Genomic DNA, 24,144 nt, shown 5'->3' with positions numbered 1-24,144 from the left:
TGATCAGTCAGGGGTTGTTGCCGATATTTTCGCAAACGAAAATTTCGTTAACAAATATGTGTGACTGATGGGAATATAATGATTTGTGTTGTTCATTGAGGATCCGCCGGGACACCACTCTCGGACTGGATAAAATACTAATCCTCCAAACCCCAATTTACTTGTAATCATGTGGGACTCACTTAAGGAGCAGATACTAGAAGTAGGCAGTGTCAAGATGACCGGAGCAGATGCTTCAGCCTATGTAAAAAATAATGAAGTAGTCTTTGTATATGAAGGACACAAACTTCCCATAAACACCGCTTTGGAATCACCGATCACCATCCGCCACATTGGCGGCGGCTCGGTCAAACTCACCTACAAATTCATCGAAGTACTGGCAAAAATAGAAAGACCTGAATGATGATATTCCCAAAAGAGTGTAAATTCGTGGGCAATGCCGCCACATCACCTTTGGGTGATAAGGTGTATTTTCTCACGGAATATCTGATCCGTCCAATCCCAGATGGTTTTGAGGTCCTGAAAATACAACCAAAAGATGGTATAGGACTCATGCGGGAGATCGAATCGGTGGAACTGATCGCGGGACCCGAGGACATCGCTGTATGGAGTGATGAAGTAAACACACACGACAGAGCGGGTCTGGTCAGAAAAGCGCTTTCAACGAAGAAAAAATGCACAGTATTTGGAAAAGAGGACGATCACATGACGTTTGTCTTCGAACCGGACCTCTCGACATTTGAAAAGGTCCATGTCTTTGACATCACGCCGCCAAACCCCTCTCTCGTCGATACGCTCACAGGGCTCGAATCACTCGGCTTTTTCGAAACGGAAAATGTTGTCTTTGATCACCATATCAGAGACATCAGTAAACTCGACACTGAGGTCTATCCATGCAGGGCAGGCGGATTTCCCCAGACTCTGGACCGTGATATCCCGCCGCATGGATCAAGGATCGCCTGCTGTAGGACCGGCAGGCAGATCTGTCACGAGAATTACGGTTACGACTTCGAATTCGAAGACATATGCCCGATCACCCAGGTAAACAGAGAGCCCTTCATCGCAAGATGCTGTCGTGCGGAAAACAGCGGAATAGGGATGTACAACGGATACTTCGGCGCAGTGGTCCATTGGGGAGCGAACCCGAAAACGATTGCCGATGCACTTTTTGGAATGATGAAAGAATGGAGAGAACGAAATGATTAAACTCGGATTCCATGTATCGATCGCAGGTTCCTTACCTCTAGCCGTGTCGCGTGCTCAGGAAACAGGATGCGACACTTTCCAGATCTTCACGAGAAGCCCGCGTGTCTGGGCTGCAAAACCGATCGACCCCGCTGTCGCTGAAGCCTTCATTGATGACGTGAAAGCCTCAGGTATCGGTCCGGTCGTAGATCACATGCCTTATCTCCCGAATCCGGCTGCAGAAAAAACCGAGATATATGCAAGATCCATCTTCACGATGACCGAGGAACTGGACCGCTGTGATCAGCTGAAGATCCCCTACCTCGTGACACATCTGGGTCATCATGGAAAGGAAGACGGGCACAAAATAGGGCAGGAGAAGGTGATCGGAGCGATCGGTCAAGCCTTGGATGAATCAAAAGGAGAGACGATGATCCTGCTCGAAAACACCGCGAACGAAAAGAATACTGTAGGAGGAACGTTCACTGACGTGGGAATAATCGCTGACGCCCTCTCAAATGAAAAGCGGATCGGATTTTGTTTTGATACCTGCCATGCCGCAGCAGCCGGCTACGACCTGAAAGGTCACGGGGTTGAGACGGTGTTTGGCTGGTTCAATGACGAAGCAGGAAGCCTCACGAGGCTCAAAGTAATCCATCTCAACGACATGAAAGGAGGGATCGGATCCCACCTGGACCGACATGAACATCTGGGGCTTGGCTATCTTGGAGAAGAAACCATCCATGATGTCCTGACATTTCCAAAGATCTCACACTGTGCCTTTATTATGGAGACACCCTCTGACGAGATTAGGACAGATAAAGATAATATGGCAGTCGCACGACGCTTATCCGCGTCAAATTAACCGGAATTATTATAACACCTCAGGTAAGTGTACTACCAACCCCTAATTTTAGGGAGGTATGTAAAAAATGGCTTTAATTAATATTGAAAAAAATGTAGACCTTGGAAACTTGTTTAAAAAAGCAAAGGATGCAATCAACGAGAAAATAGACTCAAAGAAAGAAGAAAAAGACTCGAAATAAAACGAGTTATTTTTTAATATTATTTACTATATCAACTAAGTTTTCAACGCTTGTAACGACCTCGGCTCCCATCTCAAGCATCAGATTCACCCGCTCATTCACGCTGAATTTCCGAAAATCCGTTCTAAGAGCTATCACCCGTTTACCGGATGCAAAGGCATATCCCATCTCCCAGGCAGTACCTGAATCAACATCAGATCCGTCGATGACCCCGACAACGATATCCGCTTTTTTCAGTTCAGAGAGATTTTTATCATAGATCATCCGCTCACGATTCTCTCCTCTCGCCTCTGCAGTGTCGTCAAACTCCTGCGGAAGATACACCGAAAAGAAATTCTTTCGAAGAACTTCAGCAAGGTACGTATTGTACCGGCGTTCCCCCTCCGAAAAGAGCGGGGATGCCAGATATATCCGATATTTTGCAAACACGCGAGCATCAACGAGCCTGAACTCGGCAAAACGTTTTAGGAACACGCCCGGACCCGCAGACTTCTCACTCGTCAGATACGTAGTCGTCACTCCGCAGGTTGGGGACGAATTCACTCCAAGGATACAGAGAGGTTCACCTTTCACTGAAATGAGCTCCCTTACCTCCTGCTCTAACCGGTCAAGAAGAGCGGAAAACTCCAGGGTATCAAGCCTTTCGGCAAACGAACCAGGAGAGCGGGGTGTCCCCAGATACAATGTCTCTGGACACGGCAGCGGAACAACGTCGATATCAAACTCCTCGCACCGTCTCCTGCATCGGGAAAAAACCTCACGATCCTCATCGGTCGTGATACCATCTGCACGAAGATTTTCGTTCAGGACACAGGGAGAGGAGAGGATAAACATAGATATACTATTAGTACCAGGAAAACATAAATAAAGAGCATGAGCATGTTGATCTCCTTGATTGCATTTCGTGATAACTCCTGCGATCCAAAAAAATGTACAGTCAAAAAGCTGGAAAAGTTTGGGATGATCAACGTCGTCAAAAAAATGAATCATGTCCCAAAAACCACACTTCTCCTTGACCCTACTGCCGAATACGTCATCTCACCTCCCGATAAAAAATGGGTCACGTCCATCACCGCACTAGACTGTTCATGGATAGTTCTTGACACGACCAACCTCAATCCCTGGAAAAACCGGCGGGCTCTGCCGTATCTGGTCGCCGCAAACCCGGTAAACTTTGGAAAACCCTTCACCCTGACATCCGTCGAGGCGCTCTCGGCAGCTCTCGTGATCCTCGGAGAGCAAGATCAGGCTGAGCAGATCCTGGGAAAATTCAACTGGGGTCTGAACTTTCTTAAACTCAACGAAGAGCCGCTGGAAGAGTATGCCAACGCAAAAGACAGCGCAGAAATACTGAAAATACAGAGTGAATACATCGGATAATCACCCTCAAACCAATATTTATACCCTAACAAAACAGATGAATACCTACTATGGGAGATGTGCTCATTTTAATCGGCTGCCCCCAGATTCCTGTTCAGTCGCCGCTTGTACTCTACATTGCAGACTTTCTTCAGGATGCGGGACACCGCCCGGTCGTTGCGGCGAATCCGTCAGCTAAGCAGCTCATTAAAACCAGCGATCCGAAAAGTCACTATGTTGCGGAATACAAAGACGTGGATAAGACTATCGGGGAGCTGGCTGACGGAACTATCCAGTATCCGCTGATCATATCCCTTATCCACAATGATGCAGGACTCACTTACACGGCAACAACGTCCGCGGTAGCTCCCAAAGCTCTTCTCATTTCTGTTCTCTTCGGAGAACACGCATATGATCTCGCTGAAGAGATCGAATATCCAACAGAAAAGGTCGTGGCCCCGGTAACACACAACACCAGGCCCCTTCTCACAAAATTAGACGAGGTACTCGAATGGGCTGTCTTGAAAATATGAACTACGAGATCCTGGGGCGAAACTGCAGTTTCAAAGAAGCACGGGAAATCATCAGAACGAACAGCACGGAGAAATATGAGGTCCCGCCGGGATTCAAACTGCTGGAAAAAGCCCTGATAGGAGTGCCGCCGCTGATCATTGGTATCGCTAATGAAAAGCTCATTTACGCCTATACAAAACCCTGTCACGGCACATTTGTCGTCGTCGTCGAGGATCCGGAAGGCGTTGAGCATGTGCGCAGGAACGGAAAACCCGTCCAGTAATGCCTGACTTTCTTCTCTCATCACTGATAATCGCAGTCGGTCTTGCGATGGATTCATTCTCTGTATCGCTTGCCGGCGGCGCAGCTCTCAAAGAAAATATTGTAAAAACTGCAGTCATTGCAGGGATATTTTTTGGGTTTTTCCAGTTTGCAATGCCGCTCTTGGGGTGGGCGATCGGGATCCCCATAACCCAGGTGATCGATCCGTTCGGCTACTGGATCGTGGTCGGTCTGTTCTTCTTCATCGGCGGAAAAATGATATGGGACAGTTTTTTTGGAGATGAAGAAGGGGTCAGTCTGATAGGATGGAAAGTTCTGCTCCTTCTTGCCGTCGCAACAAGCATTGATGCCCTCGCCATTGGAATTAGTTTCGCCCTCATCGGTGAGGCGATCCTTCTCCCGGCAGTGATCATCGGTGTGGTCACCTTTTTATTTTCCTTTGCCGGAGTATTGGCAGGTCACAAACTCAGCAGTATCCTTGGCAACAAAATGCAGATTCTCGGAGGGGGCATCCTCGTCCTGATCGGCATCAAGTTCCTCATCGAATACTGTCTTTGAATCAGACAAGACCCAGAAGTTCAGCGATACGTTCGGCTGACGCCTGTATTCGGTCGCCGGCACCGTCAAAATCGACTGAGTCGAGTGCTGCCTCTGTTGCCTGATTGGTCACCGGCATAGTGAGGATCTGGTTAAGAAAATCATCAGAATCGTCAGGAGACAACTCATCAAGCGAGGGAATGAACCCTAAATCGAGCAATGACGAGGTGTTTGTGGTATTAAAGGATGAAAGAGTACCCATGAGGTCATCGGCCTCACCTTGCGTTATCCCCTCTTTTGTGAAGGTTAATCCGAAGAGTTCCACCTTCATGTCGAACTTTTCCGTCACTGATTCATTTGAAAAGAGATTGTCGGTGATCGGCGTGAGATAAATATGCCCAATCGTCTCATTTCCCATAACGATATCTGTTGTCTGTGTTCCAAGACTTATACAGCCGGCACTCATAACGATCATCACTATCAGAAGAAGAACTGCCGGAATGTATTTCATTGAAAGAGAATTAGCGGGATGAAGAGAAAAACCTTGTCTCGTCAGAGAACACCCGACGTTAGACGTATTTGTAAGAAAAGTCAACATATGGGATATGCTTGAAATCCTCAAAGAGTCCCTTCTGACATGCCCTATGGTCAAACGGGAAAAAGACGGGGTCGTCTACAATTACTTCATCAACCCGATAACAGATGGGATCCCGGCAGTCACTGCGGAACTTCTGCGTGATGTGACAGCTGCCATGCTGAAATCACTTGATCTGAAAAATGTCGATAAGATCGTGGTGTCCGAGGCAATGGGAATCCATATCGGAACGGCCCTGACGCTTGCGACCGGCATTCCCTTCGTTGTTATCAGAAAGCGGGAATACCGTCTGCCGGGCGAAGTCGTCATCGGCCAGGAAACCGGATACTCCAAAGGGACACTCTATATGAACTATGTAAATAAAGGCGACAGAGTTGTGATCATCGATGATGTCATCAGTACCGGCGGCACGATCAAAGGGATCCTGCCTGCACTGAAGATCGCCGGAGCAGAGCTGGTGGATATCCTTTTTGTCGTGAACAGGGGATCTCCCGACATCGGCATTCCCTACAAAACGCTTGTCACGATCGATGTTGACGAAAACGGTGTGAAAATCATTGATTCAGCTTTCTGAAGTAATAACCGAGCTGAAAAGCCGGAATGCGAAACGGGTTGCCGTTCAGTTGCCTGAAGGTCTGAAACGGAAAGCTGCGGAGATATCGGCAACGCTGAAAAAGGAGGGATTTGAGGTCCTCGTCAGCGGAGATGCCTGCTGGGGTGCCTGCGATCTGAGTCTGGATGCTTTGGAATGGGCAGATGTTCTTGTCCATATCGGACATACCCCGGTGACCCCGGAAAAAAACGTCATCTATCTCCCGTTCCAGCAGGACAATCCTCTGGAAATTCTGGAGTCCGCCGTACCTCAACTCAGGCAGTACAAATCCGTCGGGATCACAACGACGATCCAACATGCCCACCAGACCCAGGCGATCAGCAAGTGGCTGAATGAACGCGGAGTGAACGCCGTGATCGGAGCAGGATCAACGCGAACACCTCTCGACGGTCAGGTTCTTGGATGTACCTATGCTTCAGCAAAGAACGCCGATGCCGAAGCATATCTGTTCATCGGGACTGGCATTTTCCATGCGATCGGTGTATCGCTCGCTACGAAAAAACCGACCTTTGCTCTTGATCCGTTCGCCGACGGTATCCTGCAGGAAGTATCAGCCGACCGTCTGCTGAGAAAACGGTTTGCGCAGATCGAAAAGGCAAAGAGTGCGAAGACATTCGGGATCCTGCTCTCTTCCAAATCGGGTCAGGCACGCCGTGAACTGGCTGAACGGCTTGCCGGTCTCCACGAAAATGCAACGATCATTCTGATTCGGGAGATATCCGAGATGCAGCTCCGAAATCTTGGCTTCGATGCCTATGTGAATACAGCATGTCCGAGACTTGCTCTGGATGACCAGAGCAGGTTTCCCATGCCGGTCCTCTCTCCCTCTGAGTTTGAGATCGTTCTCGGAAAACGCACCTGGGACGATTACACCATCGATGAAATATTACCATGAAACTCAGGCAGCTTGAGATGTGCCTGCAGAAGGTACAGGGATTTCACTCACCGGTAGCGGATCTTGAACAATACATGACCCCGGCCCCGCTTGCAGCGAGACTTCTGCACGAAGCGGCACTTGCCGGAGATATAGAGGGTATGAAGGTCGTGGATCTTGGCTGTGGGACAGGAATGCTTTCGATAGGAGCAGCACTTCTCGGAGCAACGGTCATCGGTATTGATATAGACGAAGCAGCCCTGAAAATTGCCAGAAAAAATGCCGAAGCGTTCGGGGTCGATATCGAATGGAGAAGGATGCGTATAGACGAGAACACTGAACTCCTTACTGCAGACACCGTATTGATGAACCCGCCGTTTGGCGCACAAAAGGAACATGCCGACCGGCCGTTTATCGACTTTGCTCTTCAAACAGCTCCGGTCTGCTACGGGATCTTCAATAAAGGCAGTATCCCGTTTCTCAAAGCATACACAAAAGACACCGCCGTCATCACCTCAAAAACAGCAGCTCTGCTGAATATTCCAAAACAATTCGCTTTCCACACAAAAGAAAATCTGGAGATCCCGGTTGAGATCATCCGTTTAGAGAGAATATCATGAATGAACTTACAAAACGCATAGCAGGTCTTGCTGCAGGCCACGGAGCAGCGGACTTTTACATCCCGGTGATTCCGGCGATACTGCCTGCATTGATCCCCATATTTACTGAACAGGGTATCACGTCCTATGCAATGGCAGGATGTCTCTTCACCCTCGTAACCCTGACAATGGTTATCTTCCAGCCCTTAACCGGCTGGATGATCGATAAGGGACGCTGGGTCCCGGGAATATCCTGGTGTATCCTTATGACAGGTCTTGCCATCGCAATATACGGATTTACCCAGAATTACTGGGTTCTTTTGATCATGGCAGTGTTTGTGGGAGCTGGAAACTCCATGTTTCATCCGAATGCCTATCAGCAGATCCATCAGTTCACCACATCGGCAAACCGGGGAACATTCCTTTCACTTTTCTCGGTCGGAGGATCCTTTGGTTATGGAGCCGCCCCCCTCGTTGCCGGAGCATTATTTGCATGGGGAGGATTTCCCGCACTCATCTGGCTGGTGATCCCGGCGGTCGTAGTTGCCGTTTTGCTTAGGAAACATCAGCAGAAACCGACGATCCTGCCGCCAAGATCCACGGAGGAGGGAGCTGTAAAACCCAGATGGAGAAATGCCGCACTTATGCTCAGTATAAGTTCACTGAGAACATGGGTTTACTATGGATTTCTTGCCTTCGCTGCCGTCTATCTGACTAAGTATGCAGGGGTCGATTATCTGCTCGCGACCGGCGTCGTCAGCTGTATGATCTTTGCAGGGATGTTCGGCACTCTCATTGCCGGTCCTCTTTCAGACAAGATCGGACGAAAGGAAGTTATGTTCATTGCATACATCGGAGCAACGACCGCCTATTTCGGAATATTTCTCCTTTCCGGCATTGGATCGGTCATTTCACTCGTGATTGCCGGATTTTTTATGATGGCAACTGCCTCCGTGGAGATCGCGACTGTGCAGGAACTTATGCCGGGAAGTGTAGGACTCGCATCCGGGATCATGATCGGCATTCCCCAGGGCCTGGCTGCCATGGCAATTATGGTTATCGGGATCATGGCGGATGCAATCAGCATGCCGACGGCACTCTTCTCCCAGGTATGGCTGATGATTGCTGCCATCGTTCTCTGTGCTGCTCTTCCCTATCCGCTGAAACTGCTGAAACATACCCGCAGAAAAGCAGAATAAATTTGGTGAGATCTTCTCACACTCTTTTTTCGTGCCGCCAAAACCGGCGTCTTGCTCCATTAATCTTGCCGCCTTCTGTATCAACCCGCAAACGCTATTTACCACCATGCCCAATTCATATAATATGGAATTCAACGGTGTAATTCTTGAAGACACATATGCAGAAGGCTTCCCGGTGTGGGCCGCCCGTGTTATCATCACTGCAGTAACGAAAGAGTGGGCATACAAAGCAGCAACCGAAGCAACCGGTTTTGCAACCTCGACCATCGGCTGTCCCTGTGAAGCTGGAATCGAACGATTCGTCCCGGCATCAGAGACCCCCGACAACCGCCCAGGATATGCAATCATGCTCTGCTGTGGTAAGAAAGCACTCAAAGAACAGGTTCTCGAACGTATTGCCGAGTGTGTCTTAACTGCACCCACAACCGCAGTTTTCAATGGAAAAGCAGGCTTGGAAGAGATCATCCCCGTCAAACTCCACTTCTTCGGTGACGGATATGAGTCCAAGGTCGTCGTCGGCGGCATCAACTGCTGGTCAATCCCGATCATGGGCGGAGACTTTATTATCGAAGAGGAAGTCGGCGCAATCAAAGGAGTTGCCGGCGGTAACTTCCTGATCATGGGAGACTCCCAGATGTCCGCACTTATTGCAGCAGAAGCAGCAGTTGATGCAATCAGCTGTATTCCAGGAACCATCACCCCGTTCCCGGGAGGAGTTGTTTCATCAGGATCCAAAGTTGGTTCCCTGAAATACAAGTTCATGGGAGCATCCACCAACGAAAAGTTCTGCCCCACGATCCGCGAGAAGATCCCCGAGACCGAGATTCCAGTAGGCGTCAAGGCAGTCTATGAGATCGTCATCGACGGTGTGTCCGAAGCAGCAATAAATGAGGCAATGAAAGCCGGTGTCCAGGCAGCATGCAGAGTACCTGGTGTCGTCAAGATCACCGCAGGAAACTACGGCGGAAACCTCGGTCCCTTTAAGTTCCACTTAAAGGACTGCATCTAACTTTTTTTTAGTATTTTATTGTCGTTTACGCCAACTCTTTAGCCGTGGCAGTCTTTCATCGAAGAAAGATGATGGAATCGTACATCAAATCGTTTGCAAAAAGGAACGGCTTACAAAAAAAGAGTTGTTACAAGAACCGGGAGAATTACCGGCGTCTTGCAGCGAACAGTATTCCGCAGGCACCAAGCCCGGCGAGAATACCAATGATTGGGATCGGTGTGGAGGTCGGTGTTGGAACGACTGTCGGAGACAGCACAACGGTTCTCTCAACGGTCTGACCGGCTGAGAAGGAGATGGACTGAGACCAGTCATCATATCCAATGTTCTGGAGAAGTACTGTGTGAGTGCCGGCTGTGATGTCGTTTAAATTCACCGGGGTAACTCCTCTGAACACATTGTCTACATAAACACTAGCACCAGACGGATCTGATGAGATCTGAAGAGTTGCGGTAGTAATTACCGGCGTAACCGGTACCATCGTCACTGAAATCGTTCTGGTCTCACCAGAACTCAATATGAATGATGTTGAGTAGGGATTGAATCCATCAAGGGTGAAAAGGAGTGTGTGGGACGTTCCAGGTGTAAACGGACCCGCATCCAGGTAGTTCGGGTTGGATGCTGTTGAATACTGGGTGTTTCCAACATAGCTCCCGTCAATATAGACTGCGGCGCCAGACGGATAGGAAGCGATCTGGACATAGGCATTCGCACTCGGCTGGAGATTTGCCGAAACAGAAGTTGTCGTCCCCGTGTTCACGGTCGCTGTAGTCGAATAGGAGGTGTAACCTGATTTCTTTACCATGACCTGATAGGTTCCCGGATTCAAACCGATCGTGAATGAAGTATCTCCTTTGTAAACACCATTGATGTAAACATCCGCATTCGACGGGCTGGAAGAAACGGAGAGATACCCATATGTCACGGTTGGATCCAGAGAGGCGGAAACAGATGTGGTCTGACCTGCATTCACGGTTGTTGAGCCTGACCATGCGTTATACCCTGACATCACCATGCGAATGCTGTGTGGACCGGCTGGAAGAGTAACTGTCAGCGGACTGACGCCTTTGTATATACCATCGATGTAGACAATGGCACCCGAGGGACTTGAGGAGATTGAAAGGTAACCATTGGTCTGGATCGGGATCAATATAGCATTGACCGTGACATAATCTCCCACAGTGAAGATGGAACCGGCATCATAATGATAATCATAATACCCGCTTTTCGACACGGTGATGTAATGATCCGTTGGAGTGCCGGTCGTGTAGACGATAAAAGTGCCCGGCGTAGTAACGGTGTTCCCGGTAGCAGAATCAGTAGCGGTAGCCCCAGAAGGAGAAGACGTTACATAAATGGCTGCCGTATCCGAACCTACCTCGATTGCCAATGCCGGCAGACAAAGTAAGGAAAGGGCAGCCACTAACACGAGTAAAGTGAGAATAGACTGTTTCATAGATAATACAACGAAGTGATTGCTAAAAAAACTTTGGTTAGAGATAAGGTTTATCAGGGGCAAAACCGCAAAAGTGCATCGTACCCGGTCATTCCTATTCTGATCCCTGATTTTTCTGCAGACTCGGTGACCTCTGAGATCTTCCCTGCAAGAAGCTCTTCGAGCGTTGATACGCCGGTGATCCTGACGGCATGTATCCCGAGTTTTGCAAACGTACGCATATCAAAAAATCCGCATCCAACAAAACCTCCGGGAGTTGTAATGAATATCATATTCGAAGAAGGAACAGGCAGGCAGAAACCTTCGATCAAAACCCCGTTCACAGTTCCGGATGCATGTCCCGGACGATCATACTGTAACTCCATACATATGTATGTGTAATCACAACACTAAAACGATTTCAGTGAGAAAAGAATCATATGATCTGTGAGATACGAAAATACGGAGATCCGGCGCTCTTTTTGCATGCAGAAACGGTTGAAAAAATCGGCACAGCAGAGCTTGATACTTTGACCAATATGTGGGACACCATGATCCACAACAGATGTGTTGGACTTTCAGCTCCCCAGATAGGCGTATCGAAACGCCTGTTCATCGTAAACATCGGCGGAGTCACCATTCGGGGGGCGAACCCTGAAGTTCTCAAAGAAGGCACGCTCGTTGAAGAGATGGAAGGAAGTCCGTGCATTCCGGGGATCCAGCGGCCGGTCCGCCGACCGGGAAAAATCACCTGCAGATATCTCGACATATCCGGCGAACTCATCGAGACCGAACTCAAAGGGGTAGCTGCCCGGGCTTTTCTCCATGAAAAAGACCATCATGAAGGGATACTATTCCTTGACCACCTGAAACCGATACAGAAACGCATGATCCTTAAATCCCTGGAAAAATAATGGACATATCTTATCCACAAACCAAACCCTGATAACTTCTGAGGAGGAATATTTGATAATGAATCTCATTCCCACACGCGAGGAAATTCTGGAAGTCGCCGAGAATATCCGCCCATCAATTGAGAAAGTTGCGGTGAAAAAGGGCTGGGTCCTGAACGAAAACAAAGATGTGACTGATTCTACGATCGAAGGACTTGCCAGAAACAAACTGGTGTACGGAAAACGATTCTGTCCATGCCGGATCCCGTCCGGGGACGCCGAGGCCGATAAAATATACCTCTGTCCATGCAGGGACTCCGCGGCAGACATTGAAGCTTTTGGTCACTGCCATTGTTATCTCTATTTCAAAAAATAATATATTTGAGTATTATTTCACACACTATTTTATAAAGATCATACTGCCGTTATAGATAGGAAGTAAGTGATTTATAGGAGAAATGGAAATGATTAACAGATGGATAGAAAAGTGTTTTTTGGGGTAATCATAGCCCTTATTGTGGTGGCTGCTGTTCTAACGGCAGGCTGTATCGGCAACGATACAGAGAAAAAAACGTATGTTGTAGGTATCGACGGGGACTACCCGCCGTATTCATACGTTGATGAGAGCGGAAAATTCGTTGGATTCGATGTTGAGTCGGTCCAGTGGATCGCAGAACAGGAAGGTTTCAATGTCGATATTAAGGCAGTCGCATGGGATGGAATCATTCCGGCACTTCTTGCAGGAAAGATCGACATGGTCTACTCAGGAATGACCATCACGCCGGCACGTGCAGCCCAGGTCACCTTCTCAATTCCCTACTGGAGTGTGGATCAGGGTGTCGCCGTAAAGAACGGATCTACCGTAACTCTTGACCAGTTCAAGGCAGGAGATCTCACTATCGGTGTTCAGAGAAGCTGTTCAGCTGATCAGTACATCCAGAGTGATGACTTCTTTGGTCAGGCAAAATACGACCAGATGGTAACAGACGGAAAGATCAAACTCTACGACACCTTCCCGCAGTCGATGGTCGCTCTGGAGAACGGACTCGTGCAGACAGTCATCTTCGATGATGTAAACATCAACGATTACATCAAAGGAAAAGACGTCTATGCCATGCTCGGCATCATCCCAACCGGTGAGGAATATGGTGTAGCTATGAGAAATGGTGACACCGAACTTCAGGCAAAGATGAACGACGGAATCACTAAACTGATGGCTTCCGAGAAATGGAACGAACTTCTCGCCAAGTATCTCATTGAAGCATAAGTGTAAAATCCAGCTGCCAAATCGGCAGTATCTTTTTTTAGACGATTGCTGTGTCAATCTCAAAATACATACGTCATAATTTAAAGCCGAATTAGGGCTTTATTTCAAAAAACAGAGCCCCCTGTCACTTTTGTCACTTATGTTGATTATTTTTGGATCCCCGGACCCTATACGTAGATTATGTATATAGTGAGAGACTCAAAAACATTGACAAAAGTGACATGAGTGACATAACGAGTTAAATTCAAAAAATAAGGATAATATGAGCTTTATTTCCTGTCACTTCAAAATAGGAAGTGACAGGATCGACACAAAGATCAGTTTTTCCCAAGGATCCTGGCGGCGAAATGTCCGGCGTTTTCTCCGCCGTCGACCGCCATACAGGCGACTGGAACCCCTTTCGGCATCTGTGCGATCGAAAGAAGAGCGTCCAGTCCGCCAGCGATCTTGCCGGAGACCGGGACACCGATCACAGGTTTCTTTGTTCTCGCCGCAACAACACCTGGAAGAGCTGCTGACATTCCCGCAATACAGATGAACACCAAGGCATCCGATGATTTCACGTATGCATCCAGTTTATCGGCATCACGGTGAGCGGAAATGATCTGGACATCGAAGGAAATATTGTATGATTGAAGAACGGTCGTTGCCTTATCAACGATCGCCTGGTCCGAAACGGAACCGGCTATTACTGCGACTTCTGGCATCTGATAAAACCTCTATGGAATTAGTATATGTATGTCTATTCTCATATATGTAACAGACTTTCCCATGTATAATGAAACTCTGCTCATGATGCCGGGTCCCGTTCCAATGCCTGAAACGGTCCGGAACGCAATGACGAAACAGGCGATCAACCACAGAAGTAAAGAATTCGGTGATTGCTACGCAGATATTGTCAAATCCTTAAAACCCATCTTCGGAACGAAAAATGACATGCTCGTTCTCTCCGGTTCCGGAACTGCTGGTCAGGAAGCAGCGATCGGCTCGTTTGCCAAAGGCAAAAAGATCGTGTCCCTCGTGAACGGAAAGTTTGGAGAACGCCTTGGTCTGATCTCCAAAATCTACGGCGAGACCACCATGATCGAATCCGAATGGGGACACGCGCTGGATCTCGAGGCCCTCAAACAGGAACTCGAAAACGGTGCCGAAGTCGTCACTCTCGTCCATAACGAGACGTCCGCCGCGATCCTGAACCCGGCCGAAGAAGTAGGTAAACTCGCACGAAAATACGATGCACTGTTCATCCTTGATGCGATAACCTCGATCGCCGGAGACACTGTTAAGGCTGATGCGTGGGGTGCGGATCTGACCATCGTCGGAAGCCAGAAATGTCTTGCAGCTCCTGCAGGACTTGCTGCGGTTTCCGTTTCACAAAGAGCCTGGGACAGACTCTCCGAGAACAGACCATTCTATCTCGACTTAAAGAAGGCAAAGAAATCCGCTGACGGCAACCCGATGGAAACCCCGGCCACACCAGCCGTCCCGCTGTTCCTTGCAATGCGTGAAGCATGCAGACTCATCGACGAGGAAGGACTCGAGAACAGGATCGCCCGTCACCACAGAATGTCCGGCGCAGTCCGCGCTGCCGGCGAGGCATGGGGGCTTTCACTCGTCCCCCAGGTCGACGCTCTGCACAAAGCATCGAACACCGTAACCGGATTCTTCTATCCCGAAGGCGTCGAAGATGCAAAAATCCGCGGAGCATGCAAAAAGATGGGTATTGAGTTTTCCGGCGGTCAGGACAGATTCAAAGGAAAGATCTTCAGGATCGGCAATATGGGTATCATCGATACACCCGAGATCATCGCGACTGTTGCCGCCGTCCAGATGTGCTTCAAAAAAGCCGGCTACAAACTCGAAGGCGACGGACTTTCCGCAGCCATCGATTTCTTATCCTAATCTCTTTTTTTCAGGCCAACGTCTTTCCTTAAATATCTTGCACAACAGACATAGAAGGTATGTTGCCTCTTTCAGAAAACATCGCTGCAGTACCTCCGTCTGCGACGATGGCGATGAACAACCGTTCAAAAGAGATGATCGCGAACGGTATAGATGTCATCAGCCTCGCGGTCGGCGAGCCTGACTTCGCCACTCCTGCCCACATCACTCAGGCCGCAATAGACGCCTTACATCGGGGCGAGACTCATTATGCACCGTCCCGGGGAATCCCCGCTCTGACCAAAGCGATCGCTGAAAAACTCAATACAGAAAACCATATACCTACCGCGCAGAACCGGATCCTCTGTACAAGTGGTGCAAAAGATGCCATTCGGATCACTATGACGGCATGCCTGAATCCCGGCGACGAAGTCATCATCCTCGACCCGGCTTGGGTCTCCTATGATCCCTGTGTCACCATCGCCCGGGGAAAACCGGTCCACCACTCACTCAACGAAAACTTTCAGGTCGATGAATCCCTCTACGAAAAAATCACCGATAAGACCAAGATGATCGTCGTCAACACGCCGTCGAACCCCACCGGTTCGATCCTCGGCCGTTCATCGCTCAGGATCCTTGCGGATGCCTGTATCGACCACGACCTCTACTGTCTCTCGGACGAGATCTACGAAAAACTCATTTACGGACAGGAGCATGTGTCGATGGGGTCCCTGCCGGATATGGACGAACGCACGATCACCATCAACGGCTTTTCGAAAGCCTACGCGATGACCGGATGGAGACTTGGCTATATTTCTGCCCCGGAAAACGTTATCCCGTACATGGATAAAGTCATGCAGCACTCGGTTGGAAACGTCAATACCTTTGCCATGTGGGGGGGCGTCGCTGCTCTCACGGGTGACCAGACCTGTGTCGAGTCGATGCGAAAAGAGTTCGAGCAGAGGAAAAAATATGTCATCGGCAGACTTGCCGGCATGGGACTGAAAACTGCACCGGCAAACGGAGCATTCTACGCATTCATCAACTGCGGAGGAGACGACGGGGCGACAGCAAATCTTTGGCTGGACAAGGCTCATGTCGCAGCGACCCCGGGATTTGCTTTCGGAGCTCCGGGTTGGATCAGGATTTCCTACGCAGCATCCATGGAACGGCTGGAAGAAGCGCTCGACAGAATAGAAAATCTCTAACTTTTTTTCAGAACTGCGGTTCGCCTGTCATCTCGGGATTTGTCGCTGAAGTACCTGATTCTCGTCTCAGTGCATAGAGAATGCGCGCACCACCCCACGAGTTATGGGGTCACTGAAATTTGATGCAGGGCAGACGTTCTTTCAGTTCCGAAGTGAGGGCATTGAGAAAGACCGGGCTATCTCTCTGAAAATTATGACTGCAGTGCTTTTGAGACGAAAGAATAGAGCGGCATTAGATTCGGACATAACAAGTGTACTTTATATACAACAAATTCTAAATATTAAATTTAACAAATACAAATGCTTTAACATCGATTTATTTGTTAAAGGTGTGTTTGTGGAGTATGTATGAATTCAATTCAGAAAAGAACAGAACAAAGAGACGGCGCAGTTTCGCCGGTTGTCGGTGTTATGCTGATGCTTGTCGTAACGATCATCATTGCGGCCGTGGTCGCGTCATTTGCAGGAGGTTTGGTAACAAACACGGAAGCAGCACCGGTTGCATCACTTGATGTGAATATATATAGTGCTGACTATCTTCAAATGTCAGCTGCATATTCTGGAAATTATGCCCCAGATTTCACCATTGATCATCTTGGGGGGGATTCCCTGAATACAGCTGATTTGAAACTTGTTTTCCATTGGACCAACAAAACTACAAGTGAGTCTTACACTGCTACGTACACTTACGGTAATGCGACAGGTGTTAGACCAATTACATATGAATCTGTAGATTATCTGGGTAATCTAACTAATGGTTCTACCGGATCTGCACTCTACGTAAATGATGAAAACTATGCATCATCCACCACACAATGGGGCAATGTAACTATTTCCACTGGTGATCATGTCCAGACCTTTGCAAACTATCTGACAATGACTGTTGATCACACTGGATCTCCATTTATGGATGCATTATTCGGCAGTGGTGTGATGGATGAGACAGGATACACAGAATCTACTAATTCAGGATTACCTACTTGCACCTATAGTGGAGGAGTCATGGATGGTTGGCTTACAAAAGGCAATGCAGTACAGGTCACTATCCTTCACGTGCCAAGTGGTCAGGCAATTTATGATAAAGAGGTGTATGTACAATGATTCAAAAGAGAATAAATGAAGATGCAGTATCACCTGTTGTTGGCGTTATGCTGATGCTTGTCGTGACAATTATTATCGCTGCAATTGTTGCATCTTTTGCCAGCGGACTTGGAGGCGGGGTGAGTGGTACACCAACAGCTGTATTTACTGTTAGTGATGTTACTACCTCTAGTAATAACCTTAATGATGTTGTATTCACCCACAAAGGTGGCGATACACTTGCATTGGGCAAAATCGCAGTTCAACTTCAGTCTTTTGGTCAGACGGTTGAATTTACGAATGCCAATGGAAAAGTGACGGGTAATAATGCAATAAGTATTGGTGATACACTTACTGTGGATGCTTCTACCACATACTTTGATCAAGGTAGTCAGATATCCTACAAGATAATTGATCTCACCAGCGGTAATGCTATTGCTTCCGGTACATTCGTAGTTCCGTAATACAAACACGAACATGATTGGACGGCAAGACTCCACACCGTCCTTTTTTCCTTTCCTTCTCCCGCTCCAAAATTCAGCGAACCACATGCTTACCATATTCTCATTTTAATTTCAATTTGTTACTCCAAGCGTGATCACATGTGGGAATAAAATAAAAAATTACGAGTGTCAGCTCGAAGTAGATCAGCGAATGAATCATTATTGATGAAAGGCAAGAGCGAAAAACTCCATGCGGTATGGAAACAGGAATTCCTCATCAATATCAACGTCTGTTGAATAATCAATAGTGATCACAACAGACAGACCAAAATCAGAAAAAATACAGAAGATGGGGGCCTAACACCGTTCTCTTCTGCAGATCAGCAATGCCACGAGACCAAGCCCGGCAAAAATCCCGATTAACGGCATCGGACTTTCTACGTTAAGAGCATTATCAGTGTAAATCAATTCGGCATTCTCTGCATTGAATGTCACGCCTTTTGCAACGGTAAGAGTGAGACCTGCGGGGATTTCAAATGTTTTTCCATGCGGCAGTGTCAGGTCCCGGATGAGTTTTTCATACCATAACACTGAGGAACTTACTTGGTGAAATTACGATTTTACATGTAATATTTTAACAGTTCACCTCTGTCTAATACACCATATAACTCAATGAAAAGCGAGTCTCCACTTTTTCAAATAATTGAATGCGCGCTTGATAAACAGATAAAGTGATGTCAATTATCATAATTTGTAAATGTACATTAGTTTATATTTACTAAAAATATAATTTGTACTATTAACATAAATACTCAAACCTCTTATTCATCTTTGTACTTCCTGATTCTGTATTGGGGAGAACATTTTTTGAAGTGATAAAAACATGAATCAAAAAAGAACATACAAAAAACACGAAAATGCAGTGTCACCCGTCGTCGGCGTTATGCTGATGCTCGTTGTCACAATTATTATTGCGGCAGTCGTATCAGGTGTTGCCGGCGGGCTGATCCAGGATGTCTCGCAGGCACCTTCCTTATCTGCGAATGTAGAAGCGACGACAGACGGTGTTACACTGGCAGTAAATGCGATCAGTGAACCGATCGACACAAGTGATTTAGAGCTTATTTTTGCCATCACGAATACAACTGGTGCGGTTTTTACCGACTCGGTGTCTGATGCAACAGGATCTGGGACAGGTATCACCGCTGCAAACAAAGACTTTGGAAATTTTGTCCTTTACGGCGGAACGACAATTAATGTAGATGATCTCTCTGGCATAGCCGGTATCAATACTAGAATCTATAATCTTACAGATGCTGTGACCGAATTTGGGACGGCTGCCATCTGGAGCGACATGGCATATCCCTGCGATGAGAATGGAACCCAGGTAGATTACTCGACTTGGGAACCCGGAGATTCAACACCCAGCTACTGGAGTAATGGAACCGTAACTGCACAAAACGATGGTACATGGAGTGCCTATTCGAAACTTGGTAATCCTTATGGTGTTCCTGAGGTTTATGCATATTATATGGTTGAATTCACAGATGACTGGTCATCAGGTTCTAAAAATCCATGGACGGTGAAGTATGCAGCAGATTCCTTATCTGCTCTCGAAAGAGGAGATAAGATGACCATTTCTATCGTTCATACTCCAAGCGGCCAGACGATATTCTCGAAAGATGTGGTGGTGAGCTAAAATGATAAAAAAAGAACAACGCGAAAATGCAGTCTCGCCTGTTGTAGGTGTTATGCTGATGCTCGTGGTCACGATCATTCTTGCTGCAGTTGTTGCCAGTTTTGCCGGAGGACTTAGCACTTCGACGGAAGCTACACCCATGGTAACATTTGGTGCAGATTACAGCCGAACCGACGGTCTGCTAATGACGATCAACAGTATTTCTTCAGGTTCCGTCGACACTGAAGATTTGATCATTCAGGTTTCACAAGTTGGAAGTACCACGCAGTTCATCGATGTTCCAAGTACTTACTTCACATCATCTACGGATAACCTGAAAGCAGGAACGGTTTTAACTTCTTCAATAGTAAATCTGAAAGCTGCAATTCTCGCATATGATGGCGGGGATGTGTTAAAAGCTGGATATATCACCGCAGCGGATACGTATGACATCACCGGTGAAGAATTTACCGTCAGGCTTGTTTATGATGGTGCAATTATTGGTACCAAGAGAGTGACCATCAGCGCCTGATCACCGAAAAACAAAGGGAGTTATCCCTCCAAATTTTTCTTTTTTTATTGGACTTACGCGGTGTTCGTGTCAACCCAATTTGGAAAGAGTATGGCTGGGTATGGACACATGAGATAAAACCAACCGCGAATCGGCGCGAATCCGCCCTTCGGGCGAAAAGAATCGGATTTGCTTATCCTCACTTTCGCAATCCAGCTTCGCTGTCTTGCTCATCCCTTCATCGGGACCGTTCGGGCAAATCCTGTCGGCGTCCCGACGCCTCCTGTGAGGGAGAGATTCATTGAGCAGTTCTTAATCTGAAAAATATCCATTTTACTGATAATTACTACATAAGATCAAGAGGCAAATCAATAATGGGAGCCGCTGGGGCGGCGACAGGATTTGCCCGAACGGTCCCGATGAAGGGACGAGCAAGTCGAGGAACGAGACTTGTGAGAGTGAGGGTCAGCAAATCCGATTTTGGGAGCAAGCCATCGGCTTGCGGGATTCGCGCCGATTCGCGGTTGGTTTTTCTCTTGCGTCTACACTAATGCCGTACACGAAATCGAAGTACATCTCATAAGAACGTCAGTTTTTTCATTAGAAATTACACCACGTAACTCCTATTTTATATATGATAATGTGATATATATTAAATAAAACATATGCGGTTTTGGTGTGAGCCCAATGCAGAGAGGAGGGTGTTTGGGTGTGAAAACATGAGATGTATTCGAATAGTACGTGTCTCATGGGTGTATCTTACAAAACGTTCGAATAATGTTTCAGAGTACTCATAATACGTAATATCTACTTTTGATCAAATTCAGGATCGATATCAGAATCATCTATAACCGCGCTGTTTGTAATTTCCATTGATAGATATCACTGCATTTTCCGAAAGTAATAATATATACTACAGATGAATCGTCTCAAGACACCAGGTCCAGAGTGAAAATATCCTCAAAAGCACGATTTATATGAGATACTGCCGATTAGAACATGATCACAATGCCGCATATTGTAACGATCATCGTATCTATAGGAATCATGATGCTTGCATTCATTTGGTTATTATATTATTCCAAAATGTAAGCTGAACATATCAGGCAATGGTCAACGGTACGTTTTAGATCATCATACAAATGACGTATGTCATATATGCAGATCATCTATGATCTCGGTGAGACGATACTTTCATATCCCTCTGAAAAAAAAAAGAAACGGGAGTATACCCGTCGTGGATGTTCTTATGCCAGTTCTGCGGTTATGCGGAAATCGCGGTTGTTGTTGTAGCTACGACTTTCCCGTTCTTATAGATATCCACCTCAATGAACTTACCAACTGATTTTGTTGCATTGTTAAATCCATAACCCGAATTTTTCCCATCGTTCTCTCCGCTATTTACTCCGGAATTCGGTGCACCATCTGTTGCCGGCTGGATATTGACCGCTGCAACTTCAGTGACTGAACCTGGACTGAGAGTAACACTAGACAAGGTTTTCCAAGCCAGTTTACTATATGAAGAACTAAAGCCGTCTCCCGGACGTACATAAACATCGACACCGCTCAGAACGTCGCCGCTGATTTCAGTAAGGAGAAGACCTGAACTCTGACTGTAAGTTGCTTTAATCACAGCAAAAGGAGCTTTGTCCGTAGTGGTTACGACTCCTCCGGCAAACGCGGCGACAACTGCTGCGATGATGATGGTGACAACCAGCATCAGCATAACGCCGACAACCGGTGAGACCGCATTATCTTTTTTAGTGGTATGTTTTATGATCATTTTCCTTACCTCACTGAACCACCACAGTTCCGGAATAAATTACTCCACCTGTCGGTACGTAAATCAGATTGACGGAAACCTCATCTCCGGGTTTGAGATTCACCCAGTTACTGCCGAGAATGGCACCAAGAGCATTGACTTTGTTCTCGTGTTCGATAAATTCGGCAACTGTTGTGGGATAAGATGAATCCCATGAAGATGCTCCTGTGTTTTGCATATAGGTCCCGGCAGTGAGCGTGTAATTTCCAAACCACTGAGTGGTGGCGTATTGTCCATAGGTCTTTGCGGTTCCTGAGATTCCCGGGCCATATCCGAGTGGACTGTTGTACACATAGGTAGTAGCATTGGATTTGTAATATCCTGTGTAATTTGTGTTGTTACCAGTTCCCGTGACAGTGGTAATATTACCAACCATAACCGTCGGGTCATCTCTGCTGCTCACATTATAAGATGTGACCAGTTTCAGATCTTTTGTATAGATCGGACTCGTTGTTGAGATTACTTCCATTGAAAATAACCCCCATCCACCAGAGCTTACCCCGGTCGATGAGTCTATGGATTTAATCTGCGTGTTTATTACAGCAGTGGGTGTTACTTCCGCCGATCCCATGAGACCTCCTGCAAAGGTCGCAACGACCGCTGCAATAATGATCGTAACAACCAGCATCAGCATAACGCCGACAACCGGCGATACGCCGTCAGTTCTTTTTTTCAGATTAGTTCTGCGTTCCATGAATAATCACCATAACCTCGCATGAATAGTACAAAAATAAAATTTGTATGATTTTGGTGTGAAGTTATAATCTACTTATATCATCAGATATGATATAAATTATTTTTGTTTTATTTTATACATACGAATTTATAATTAATAATACTAAATATGAATAATATGATGTGTCAAAGCAAATATGCGGAGACAGAGTCATCCAGAATTAAGGATTGATGCCACACGAAATTTAAACCAATTTCATTATTTTAATGTAAATGCGGATTAAAAATCTACACACCAGGGGTTTTTGAAAAACAGATGTGCTGCATAATAATTGATCATATCGAGGAGAGATGGGGGAGGCATATTCCCCCAATCTGCAGCAAAATTCCCTGCGCGTCTGTGTAACGATACGAAAGATACGTCTCAAAGTTCCGGATATACCAGGGCCCCCCGGCTCACATTCAGCCCGAACTTCTCATTATACTCTTCCACGATATCGGAAATGTTCACATCCGCAAATGTATCCGGATACAGCATCTTTGCAACGGCGACCGCGCCGGCAAATGTCCTGGGGCCGTAGGCAAGACCAGCATCGAGAAGCCAGACCTTCTCATTCTGGACGGCGGTCATCGATGAATATCCCGTGCGCGACACAAGATTCACATAACGGTTTTCTGCATCCTGCATATTATTGCTCGTCGTTGCTTTAATGATCACATCCGGATTTTGTGTAACGATCCACTCGGCAGAGACCGTCGTCGTCGAAACCGTCACATCAGAGTTCACGATATTCTCCGCACCGCAGATATCCAGCAGAAGATCAAGACCCGACCCTTTTCCTTGTGCCGCATAATCAGAGTATCCTTCACAGAATACTCTTTGAGGAACAACATCATCCGGGACACGTTCGGTGATCATATCCATCTGATCCTGATAAAACGTTACAAACTCCCGAGCTTTTTTTGAGCTCCCGGTAAGAGTGCCAAGTGCCGTGACATCAGAGATCATCGTGGTAGGTTTATAACAGTCGATATAGACAATCGGAATACCGGCCGCTTCGATCATATCTGCATTCTGCGGTTTGGAACTTGCAAAAGCAATCACCACATCCGGTGATAAAGAAGCTAGCGTTTCCACATCAGGAACATTCCACTTACCAACACTCACCGCATTTGGAAACATCGATCCAAGTTCTTTATTATCTAGAATAGACTGGGACACGCCAACCACCTTATCGGAAACCCCTAAAAGATACAACATCTCGCCCGCATTCGAGTTAAGAAGAATGATCCTTTGTGCTTCATGCGGAAGTGTAAATGGCGTCCCGTCCGTCTGCGTGATCACAATCTCGTCAGAAGTCTGCGTATCCACGCAGCCTGCCGTACAAACGATACAAATCAGTGCTAAAAGCACTCCAAGAACAAGTAATTTTGTTTTCATGA

Annotated in this window: 31 protein-coding genes; 22 read left to right on the top strand and 9 right to left on the bottom strand. The window is 47.0% G+C overall.

Annotated features, from left to right (window positions below):
* Positions 1-169 precede the first annotated feature (169 nt).
* Genes Q7J08_RS05040 through Q7J08_RS05030 form a run of 3 tightly spaced genes read left to right on the top strand, consistent with a single transcriptional unit; the run spans position 170 to position 2,050 of the window.
* Positions 170-403 carry a hypothetical protein gene (locus Q7J08_RS05040; protein WP_304910603.1) on the top strand — a complete coding sequence of 78 codons (234 nt, stop codon included), beginning with the start codon at positions 170-172 and terminating at the stop codon, positions 401-403.
* Positions 400-1,206, top strand: a complete 807-nt coding sequence (locus tag Q7J08_RS05035; protein WP_304910602.1) for a hypothetical protein — start codon at positions 400-402, stop codon at positions 1,204-1,206. The genes Q7J08_RS05040 and Q7J08_RS05035 overlap by 4 nt, the downstream gene beginning before the upstream one ends.
* The gene (locus Q7J08_RS05030) at positions 1,199-2,050 is read left to right on the top strand and encodes a deoxyribonuclease IV (RefSeq protein ID WP_304910601.1); all 852 of its coding nucleotides are present in this window, start codon (positions 1,199-1,201) and stop codon (positions 2,048-2,050) included. The genes Q7J08_RS05035 and Q7J08_RS05030 overlap by 8 nt, the downstream gene beginning before the upstream one ends.
* 187 nt (positions 2,051-2,237) lie before the next feature.
* Here Q7J08_RS05030 and Q7J08_RS05025 read toward each other — a convergent pair whose 3' ends face one another.
* Entirely contained in the window at positions 2,238-3,065 is an 828-nt protein-coding gene (locus Q7J08_RS05025; RefSeq protein WP_304910600.1) for a nucleoside 2-deoxyribosyltransferase, read from the bottom strand.
* 39 nt (positions 3,066-3,104) lie between these two features.
* Between Q7J08_RS05025 and Q7J08_RS05020 the strand changes: the two genes are divergently transcribed.
* From Q7J08_RS05020 to Q7J08_RS05005, 4 genes are read left to right on the top strand one after another with little or no spacing between them, the layout of a single operon-like run.
* Positions 3,105-3,611 (top strand): DUF367 family protein, encoded by a 507-nt coding sequence (locus tag Q7J08_RS05020; RefSeq protein ID WP_304910599.1) that lies wholly within the window; start codon positions 3,105-3,107, stop codon positions 3,609-3,611.
* Positions 3,612-3,661: 50 nt separating this feature from the next.
* A complete protein-coding gene (locus Q7J08_RS05015) occupies positions 3,662-4,123 on the top strand; it encodes a DUF1890 domain-containing protein (RefSeq protein ID WP_304910598.1) in 462 nt (153 codons plus the stop codon).
* The gene (locus Q7J08_RS05010; RefSeq protein WP_304910597.1) at positions 4,102-4,386 is read left to right on the top strand and encodes a DUF1894 domain-containing protein; all 285 of its coding nucleotides are present in this window, start codon (positions 4,102-4,104) and stop codon (positions 4,384-4,386) included. Before Q7J08_RS05015 ends, Q7J08_RS05010 begins: the two co-directional genes overlap by 22 nt.
* Positions 4,386-4,943 carry a manganese efflux pump MntP family protein gene (locus tag Q7J08_RS05005; protein ID WP_304910596.1) on the top strand — a complete coding sequence of 186 codons (558 nt, stop codon included), beginning with the start codon at positions 4,386-4,388 and terminating at the stop codon, positions 4,941-4,943. Before Q7J08_RS05010 ends, Q7J08_RS05005 begins: the two co-directional genes overlap by 1 nt.
* Position 4,944: 1 nt before the next feature.
* Here the strand turns inward: Q7J08_RS05005 and Q7J08_RS05000 are convergent, their stop codons facing one another.
* Positions 4,945-5,433 carry a hypothetical protein gene (locus Q7J08_RS05000; RefSeq protein ID WP_304910595.1) on the bottom strand — a complete coding sequence of 163 codons (489 nt, stop codon included), beginning with the start codon at positions 5,431-5,433 and terminating at the stop codon, positions 4,945-4,947.
* Positions 5,434-5,527: 94 nt separating this feature from the next.
* Between Q7J08_RS05000 and hpt the strand changes: the two genes are divergently transcribed.
* The 5 genes from hpt (at position 5,528) to fhcD (ending at position 9,811) form a co-directional block, all read left to right on the top strand.
* Positions 5,528-6,091, top strand: a complete 564-nt coding sequence (hpt, locus tag Q7J08_RS04995; RefSeq protein WP_304910594.1) for a hypoxanthine/guanine phosphoribosyltransferase — start codon at positions 5,528-5,530, stop codon at positions 6,089-6,091.
* Entirely contained in the window at positions 6,075-7,025 is a 951-nt protein-coding gene (gene dph2, locus Q7J08_RS04990; RefSeq protein ID WP_304910593.1) for a diphthamide biosynthesis enzyme Dph2, read from the top strand. The genes hpt and dph2 overlap by 17 nt, the downstream gene beginning before the upstream one ends.
* A complete protein-coding gene (locus Q7J08_RS04985) occupies positions 7,022-7,624 on the top strand; it encodes an METTL5 family protein (protein WP_304910592.1) in 603 nt (200 codons plus the stop codon). Before dph2 ends, Q7J08_RS04985 begins: the two co-directional genes overlap by 4 nt.
* Positions 7,621-8,802, top strand: coding sequence for an MFS transporter (locus Q7J08_RS04980; protein ID WP_304910591.1), 1,182 nt, complete (start codon positions 7,621-7,623; stop codon positions 8,800-8,802). The genes Q7J08_RS04985 and Q7J08_RS04980 overlap by 4 nt, the downstream gene beginning before the upstream one ends.
* Positions 8,803-8,926: 124 nt before the next feature.
* The gene (gene fhcD, locus Q7J08_RS04975) at positions 8,927-9,811 is read left to right on the top strand and encodes a formylmethanofuran--tetrahydromethanopterin N-formyltransferase (RefSeq protein WP_304910590.1); all 885 of its coding nucleotides are present in this window, start codon (positions 8,927-8,929) and stop codon (positions 9,809-9,811) included.
* A 145-nt stretch (positions 9,812-9,956) separates the two neighbouring features.
* Here fhcD and Q7J08_RS04970 read toward each other — a convergent pair whose 3' ends face one another.
* Together Q7J08_RS04970 and Q7J08_RS04965 are read right to left on the bottom strand one after the other, a co-directional pair.
* Positions 9,957-11,264, bottom strand: coding sequence for a PEGA domain-containing protein (locus Q7J08_RS04970; RefSeq protein WP_304910589.1), 1,308 nt, complete (start codon positions 11,262-11,264; stop codon positions 9,957-9,959).
* Between the two features lie 53 nt (positions 11,265-11,317).
* A complete protein-coding gene (locus Q7J08_RS04965; RefSeq protein WP_304910588.1) occupies positions 11,318-11,629 on the bottom strand; it encodes a YunC family protein in 312 nt (103 codons plus the stop codon).
* Between the two features lie 54 nt (positions 11,630-11,683).
* On the opposite strand from Q7J08_RS04965, the gene Q7J08_RS04960 reads away from it, so the two are divergent.
* The 3 genes from Q7J08_RS04960 to Q7J08_RS04950 all read left to right on the top strand — a co-directional run bounded on the left by Q7J08_RS04960 (position 11,684) and on the right by Q7J08_RS04950 (position 13,403).
* Positions 11,684-12,157 (top strand): peptide deformylase, encoded by a 474-nt coding sequence (locus tag Q7J08_RS04960; RefSeq protein WP_304910587.1) that lies wholly within the window; start codon positions 11,684-11,686, stop codon positions 12,155-12,157.
* Positions 12,158-12,215: 58 nt separating this feature from the next.
* Positions 12,216-12,512 (top strand): ferredoxin-thioredoxin reductase catalytic domain-containing protein, encoded by a 297-nt coding sequence (locus Q7J08_RS04955; RefSeq protein WP_304910586.1) that lies wholly within the window; start codon positions 12,216-12,218, stop codon positions 12,510-12,512.
* A gap of 99 nt (positions 12,513-12,611) precedes the next feature.
* Positions 12,612-13,403, top strand: coding sequence for a transporter substrate-binding domain-containing protein (locus Q7J08_RS04950; protein ID WP_304910585.1), 792 nt, complete (start codon positions 12,612-12,614; stop codon positions 13,401-13,403).
* A gap of 317 nt (positions 13,404-13,720) precedes the next feature.
* Here the strand turns inward: Q7J08_RS04950 and Q7J08_RS04945 are convergent, their stop codons facing one another.
* Entirely contained in the window at positions 13,721-14,110 is a 390-nt protein-coding gene (locus Q7J08_RS04945) for an AIR carboxylase family protein (RefSeq protein ID WP_304910584.1), read from the bottom strand.
* Between the two features lie 64 nt (positions 14,111-14,174).
* On the opposite strand from Q7J08_RS04945, the gene Q7J08_RS04940 reads away from it, so the two are divergent.
* The 4 genes from Q7J08_RS04940 (at position 14,175) to Q7J08_RS04925 (ending at position 18,036) form a co-directional block, all read left to right on the top strand.
* Complete coding sequence (locus tag Q7J08_RS04940) at positions 14,175-15,305, top strand: alanine--glyoxylate aminotransferase family protein (protein WP_304910583.1); 1,131 nt, start codon at positions 14,175-14,177, stop codon at positions 15,303-15,305.
* A 59-nt stretch (positions 15,306-15,364) separates the two neighbouring features.
* Positions 15,365-16,492, top strand: a complete 1,128-nt coding sequence (locus Q7J08_RS04935; protein ID WP_304910582.1) for a pyridoxal phosphate-dependent aminotransferase — start codon at positions 15,365-15,367, stop codon at positions 16,490-16,492.
* Between the two features lie 348 nt (positions 16,493-16,840).
* The gene (locus tag Q7J08_RS04930; protein WP_304910581.1) at positions 16,841-17,593 is read left to right on the top strand and encodes a type IV pilin N-terminal domain-containing protein; all 753 of its coding nucleotides are present in this window, start codon (positions 16,841-16,843) and stop codon (positions 17,591-17,593) included.
* Positions 17,590-18,036 carry a type IV pilin N-terminal domain-containing protein gene (locus Q7J08_RS04925; RefSeq protein WP_304910580.1) on the top strand — a complete coding sequence of 149 codons (447 nt, stop codon included), beginning with the start codon at positions 17,590-17,592 and terminating at the stop codon, positions 18,034-18,036. Before Q7J08_RS04930 ends, Q7J08_RS04925 begins: the two co-directional genes overlap by 4 nt.
* A 336-nt stretch (positions 18,037-18,372) precedes the next feature.
* Here the strand turns inward: Q7J08_RS04925 and Q7J08_RS04920 are convergent, their stop codons facing one another.
* Entirely contained in the window at positions 18,373-18,606 is a 234-nt protein-coding gene (locus Q7J08_RS04920; protein WP_304910579.1) for a hypothetical protein, read from the bottom strand.
* A gap of 292 nt (positions 18,607-18,898) precedes the next feature.
* Between Q7J08_RS04920 and Q7J08_RS04915 the strand changes: the two genes are divergently transcribed.
* From Q7J08_RS04915 to Q7J08_RS04905, 3 genes are all read left to right on the top strand, one after another.
* Complete coding sequence (locus Q7J08_RS04915) at positions 18,899-19,714, top strand: type IV pilin N-terminal domain-containing protein (protein WP_304910578.1); 816 nt, start codon at positions 18,899-18,901, stop codon at positions 19,712-19,714.
* Between the two features lie 52 nt (positions 19,715-19,766).
* Complete coding sequence (locus Q7J08_RS04910; protein ID WP_370651233.1) at positions 19,767-20,225, top strand: type IV pilin N-terminal domain-containing protein; 459 nt, start codon at positions 19,767-19,769, stop codon at positions 20,223-20,225.
* Positions 20,226-20,393: 168 nt separating this feature from the next.
* Complete coding sequence (locus Q7J08_RS04905; RefSeq protein ID WP_304910576.1) at positions 20,394-20,525, top strand: hypothetical protein; 132 nt, start codon at positions 20,394-20,396, stop codon at positions 20,523-20,525.
* Positions 20,526-21,468: 943 nt separating this feature from the next.
* Here Q7J08_RS04905 and Q7J08_RS04900 read toward each other — a convergent pair.
* The 3 genes from Q7J08_RS04900 to Q7J08_RS04890 form a co-directional block, all read right to left on the bottom strand.
* Complete coding sequence (locus tag Q7J08_RS04900) at positions 21,469-21,987, bottom strand: type IV pilin (RefSeq protein ID WP_304910575.1); 519 nt, start codon at positions 21,985-21,987, stop codon at positions 21,469-21,471.
* Positions 21,988-21,997: 10 nt separating this feature from the next.
* Positions 21,998-22,720 carry a type IV pilin N-terminal domain-containing protein gene (locus Q7J08_RS04895; RefSeq protein WP_304910574.1) on the bottom strand — a complete coding sequence of 241 codons (723 nt, stop codon included), beginning with the start codon at positions 22,718-22,720 and terminating at the stop codon, positions 21,998-22,000.
* 405 nt (positions 22,721-23,125) lie between these two features.
* Positions 23,126-24,142, bottom strand: coding sequence for an ABC transporter substrate-binding protein (locus Q7J08_RS04890; RefSeq protein ID WP_304910573.1), 1,017 nt, complete (start codon positions 24,140-24,142; stop codon positions 23,126-23,128).
* Between the last annotated feature and the right edge of the window lie 2 nt (positions 24,143-24,144).

Origin of the sequence: Methanocorpusculum sp., assembly GCF_030655665.1 — an archaeon.
Lineage (GTDB): Archaea > Halobacteriota > Methanomicrobia > Methanomicrobiales > Methanocorpusculaceae > Methanocorpusculum.
Note: the sequence above shows the minus strand (reverse complement) of the source record. Positions and strands in the feature narration are given on the sequence as shown.

Coding starts and splice junctions, on each gene's coding strand:
- Q7J08_RS05020 (WP_304910599.1), top strand. CDS start 3,105: ATGAGCATGTTGATCTCCTTGATTGCATTTCGTGATAACTCCTGCGAT.
- Q7J08_RS04980 (WP_304910591.1), top strand. CDS start 7,621: ATGAATGAACTTACAAAACGCATAGCAGGTCTTGCTGCAGGCCACGGA.
- Q7J08_RS05005 (WP_304910596.1), top strand. CDS start 4,386: ATGCCTGACTTTCTTCTCTCATCACTGATAATCGCAGTCGGTCTTGCG.
- Q7J08_RS04945 (WP_304910584.1), bottom strand. CDS start 14,110: ATGCCAGAAGTCGCAGTAATAGCCGGTTCCGTTTCGGACCAGGCGATC.
- Q7J08_RS04950 (WP_304910585.1), top strand. CDS start 12,612: ATGGATAGAAAAGTGTTTTTTGGGGTAATCATAGCCCTTATTGTGGTG.
- Q7J08_RS04900 (WP_304910575.1), bottom strand. CDS start 21,987: ATGATCATAAAACATACCACTAAAAAAGATAATGCGGTCTCACCGGTT.
- Q7J08_RS05030 (WP_304910601.1), top strand. CDS start 1,199: ATGATTAAACTCGGATTCCATGTATCGATCGCAGGTTCCTTACCTCTA.
- Q7J08_RS05040 (WP_304910603.1), top strand. CDS start 170: ATGTGGGACTCACTTAAGGAGCAGATACTAGAAGTAGGCAGTGTCAAG.
- fhcD (WP_304910590.1), top strand. CDS start 8,927: ATGGAATTCAACGGTGTAATTCTTGAAGACACATATGCAGAAGGCTTC.
- Q7J08_RS04970 (WP_304910589.1), bottom strand. CDS start 11,264: ATGAAACAGTCTATTCTCACTTTACTCGTGTTAGTGGCTGCCCTTTCC.
- Q7J08_RS04960 (WP_304910587.1), top strand. CDS start 11,684: ATGATCTGTGAGATACGAAAATACGGAGATCCGGCGCTCTTTTTGCAT.
- Q7J08_RS04940 (WP_304910583.1), top strand. CDS start 14,175: ATGTATAATGAAACTCTGCTCATGATGCCGGGTCCCGTTCCAATGCCT.
- Q7J08_RS04910 (WP_370651233.1), top strand. CDS start 19,767: ATGCTGATGCTCGTGGTCACGATCATTCTTGCTGCAGTTGTTGCCAGT.
- Q7J08_RS04935 (WP_304910582.1), top strand. CDS start 15,365: ATGTTGCCTCTTTCAGAAAACATCGCTGCAGTACCTCCGTCTGCGACG.
- Q7J08_RS04895 (WP_304910574.1), bottom strand. CDS start 22,720: ATGGAACGCAGAACTAATCTGAAAAAAAGAACTGACGGCGTATCGCCG.
- Q7J08_RS04915 (WP_304910578.1), top strand. CDS start 18,899: ATGAATCAAAAAAGAACATACAAAAAACACGAAAATGCAGTGTCACCC.
- Q7J08_RS04925 (WP_304910580.1), top strand. CDS start 17,590: ATGATTCAAAAGAGAATAAATGAAGATGCAGTATCACCTGTTGTTGGC.
- Q7J08_RS04985 (WP_304910592.1), top strand. CDS start 7,022: ATGAAACTCAGGCAGCTTGAGATGTGCCTGCAGAAGGTACAGGGATTT.
- Q7J08_RS04955 (WP_304910586.1), top strand. CDS start 12,216: ATGAATCTCATTCCCACACGCGAGGAAATTCTGGAAGTCGCCGAGAAT.
- Q7J08_RS05025 (WP_304910600.1), bottom strand. CDS start 3,065: ATGTTTATCCTCTCCTCTCCCTGTGTCCTGAACGAAAATCTTCGTGCA.
- Q7J08_RS05035 (WP_304910602.1), top strand. CDS start 400: ATGATGATATTCCCAAAAGAGTGTAAATTCGTGGGCAATGCCGCCACA.
- Q7J08_RS05000 (WP_304910595.1), bottom strand. CDS start 5,433: ATGAAATACATTCCGGCAGTTCTTCTTCTGATAGTGATGATCGTTATG.
- Q7J08_RS05015 (WP_304910598.1), top strand. CDS start 3,662: ATGGGAGATGTGCTCATTTTAATCGGCTGCCCCCAGATTCCTGTTCAG.
- hpt (WP_304910594.1), top strand. CDS start 5,528: ATGCTTGAAATCCTCAAAGAGTCCCTTCTGACATGCCCTATGGTCAAA.
- Q7J08_RS04890 (WP_304910573.1), bottom strand. CDS start 24,142: ATGAAAACAAAATTACTTGTTCTTGGAGTGCTTTTAGCACTGATTTGT.
- Q7J08_RS04930 (WP_304910581.1), top strand. CDS start 16,841: ATGAATTCAATTCAGAAAAGAACAGAACAAAGAGACGGCGCAGTTTCG.
- Q7J08_RS04965 (WP_304910588.1), bottom strand. CDS start 11,629: ATGGAGTTACAGTATGATCGTCCGGGACATGCATCCGGAACTGTGAAC.
- Q7J08_RS05010 (WP_304910597.1), top strand. CDS start 4,102: ATGGGCTGTCTTGAAAATATGAACTACGAGATCCTGGGGCGAAACTGC.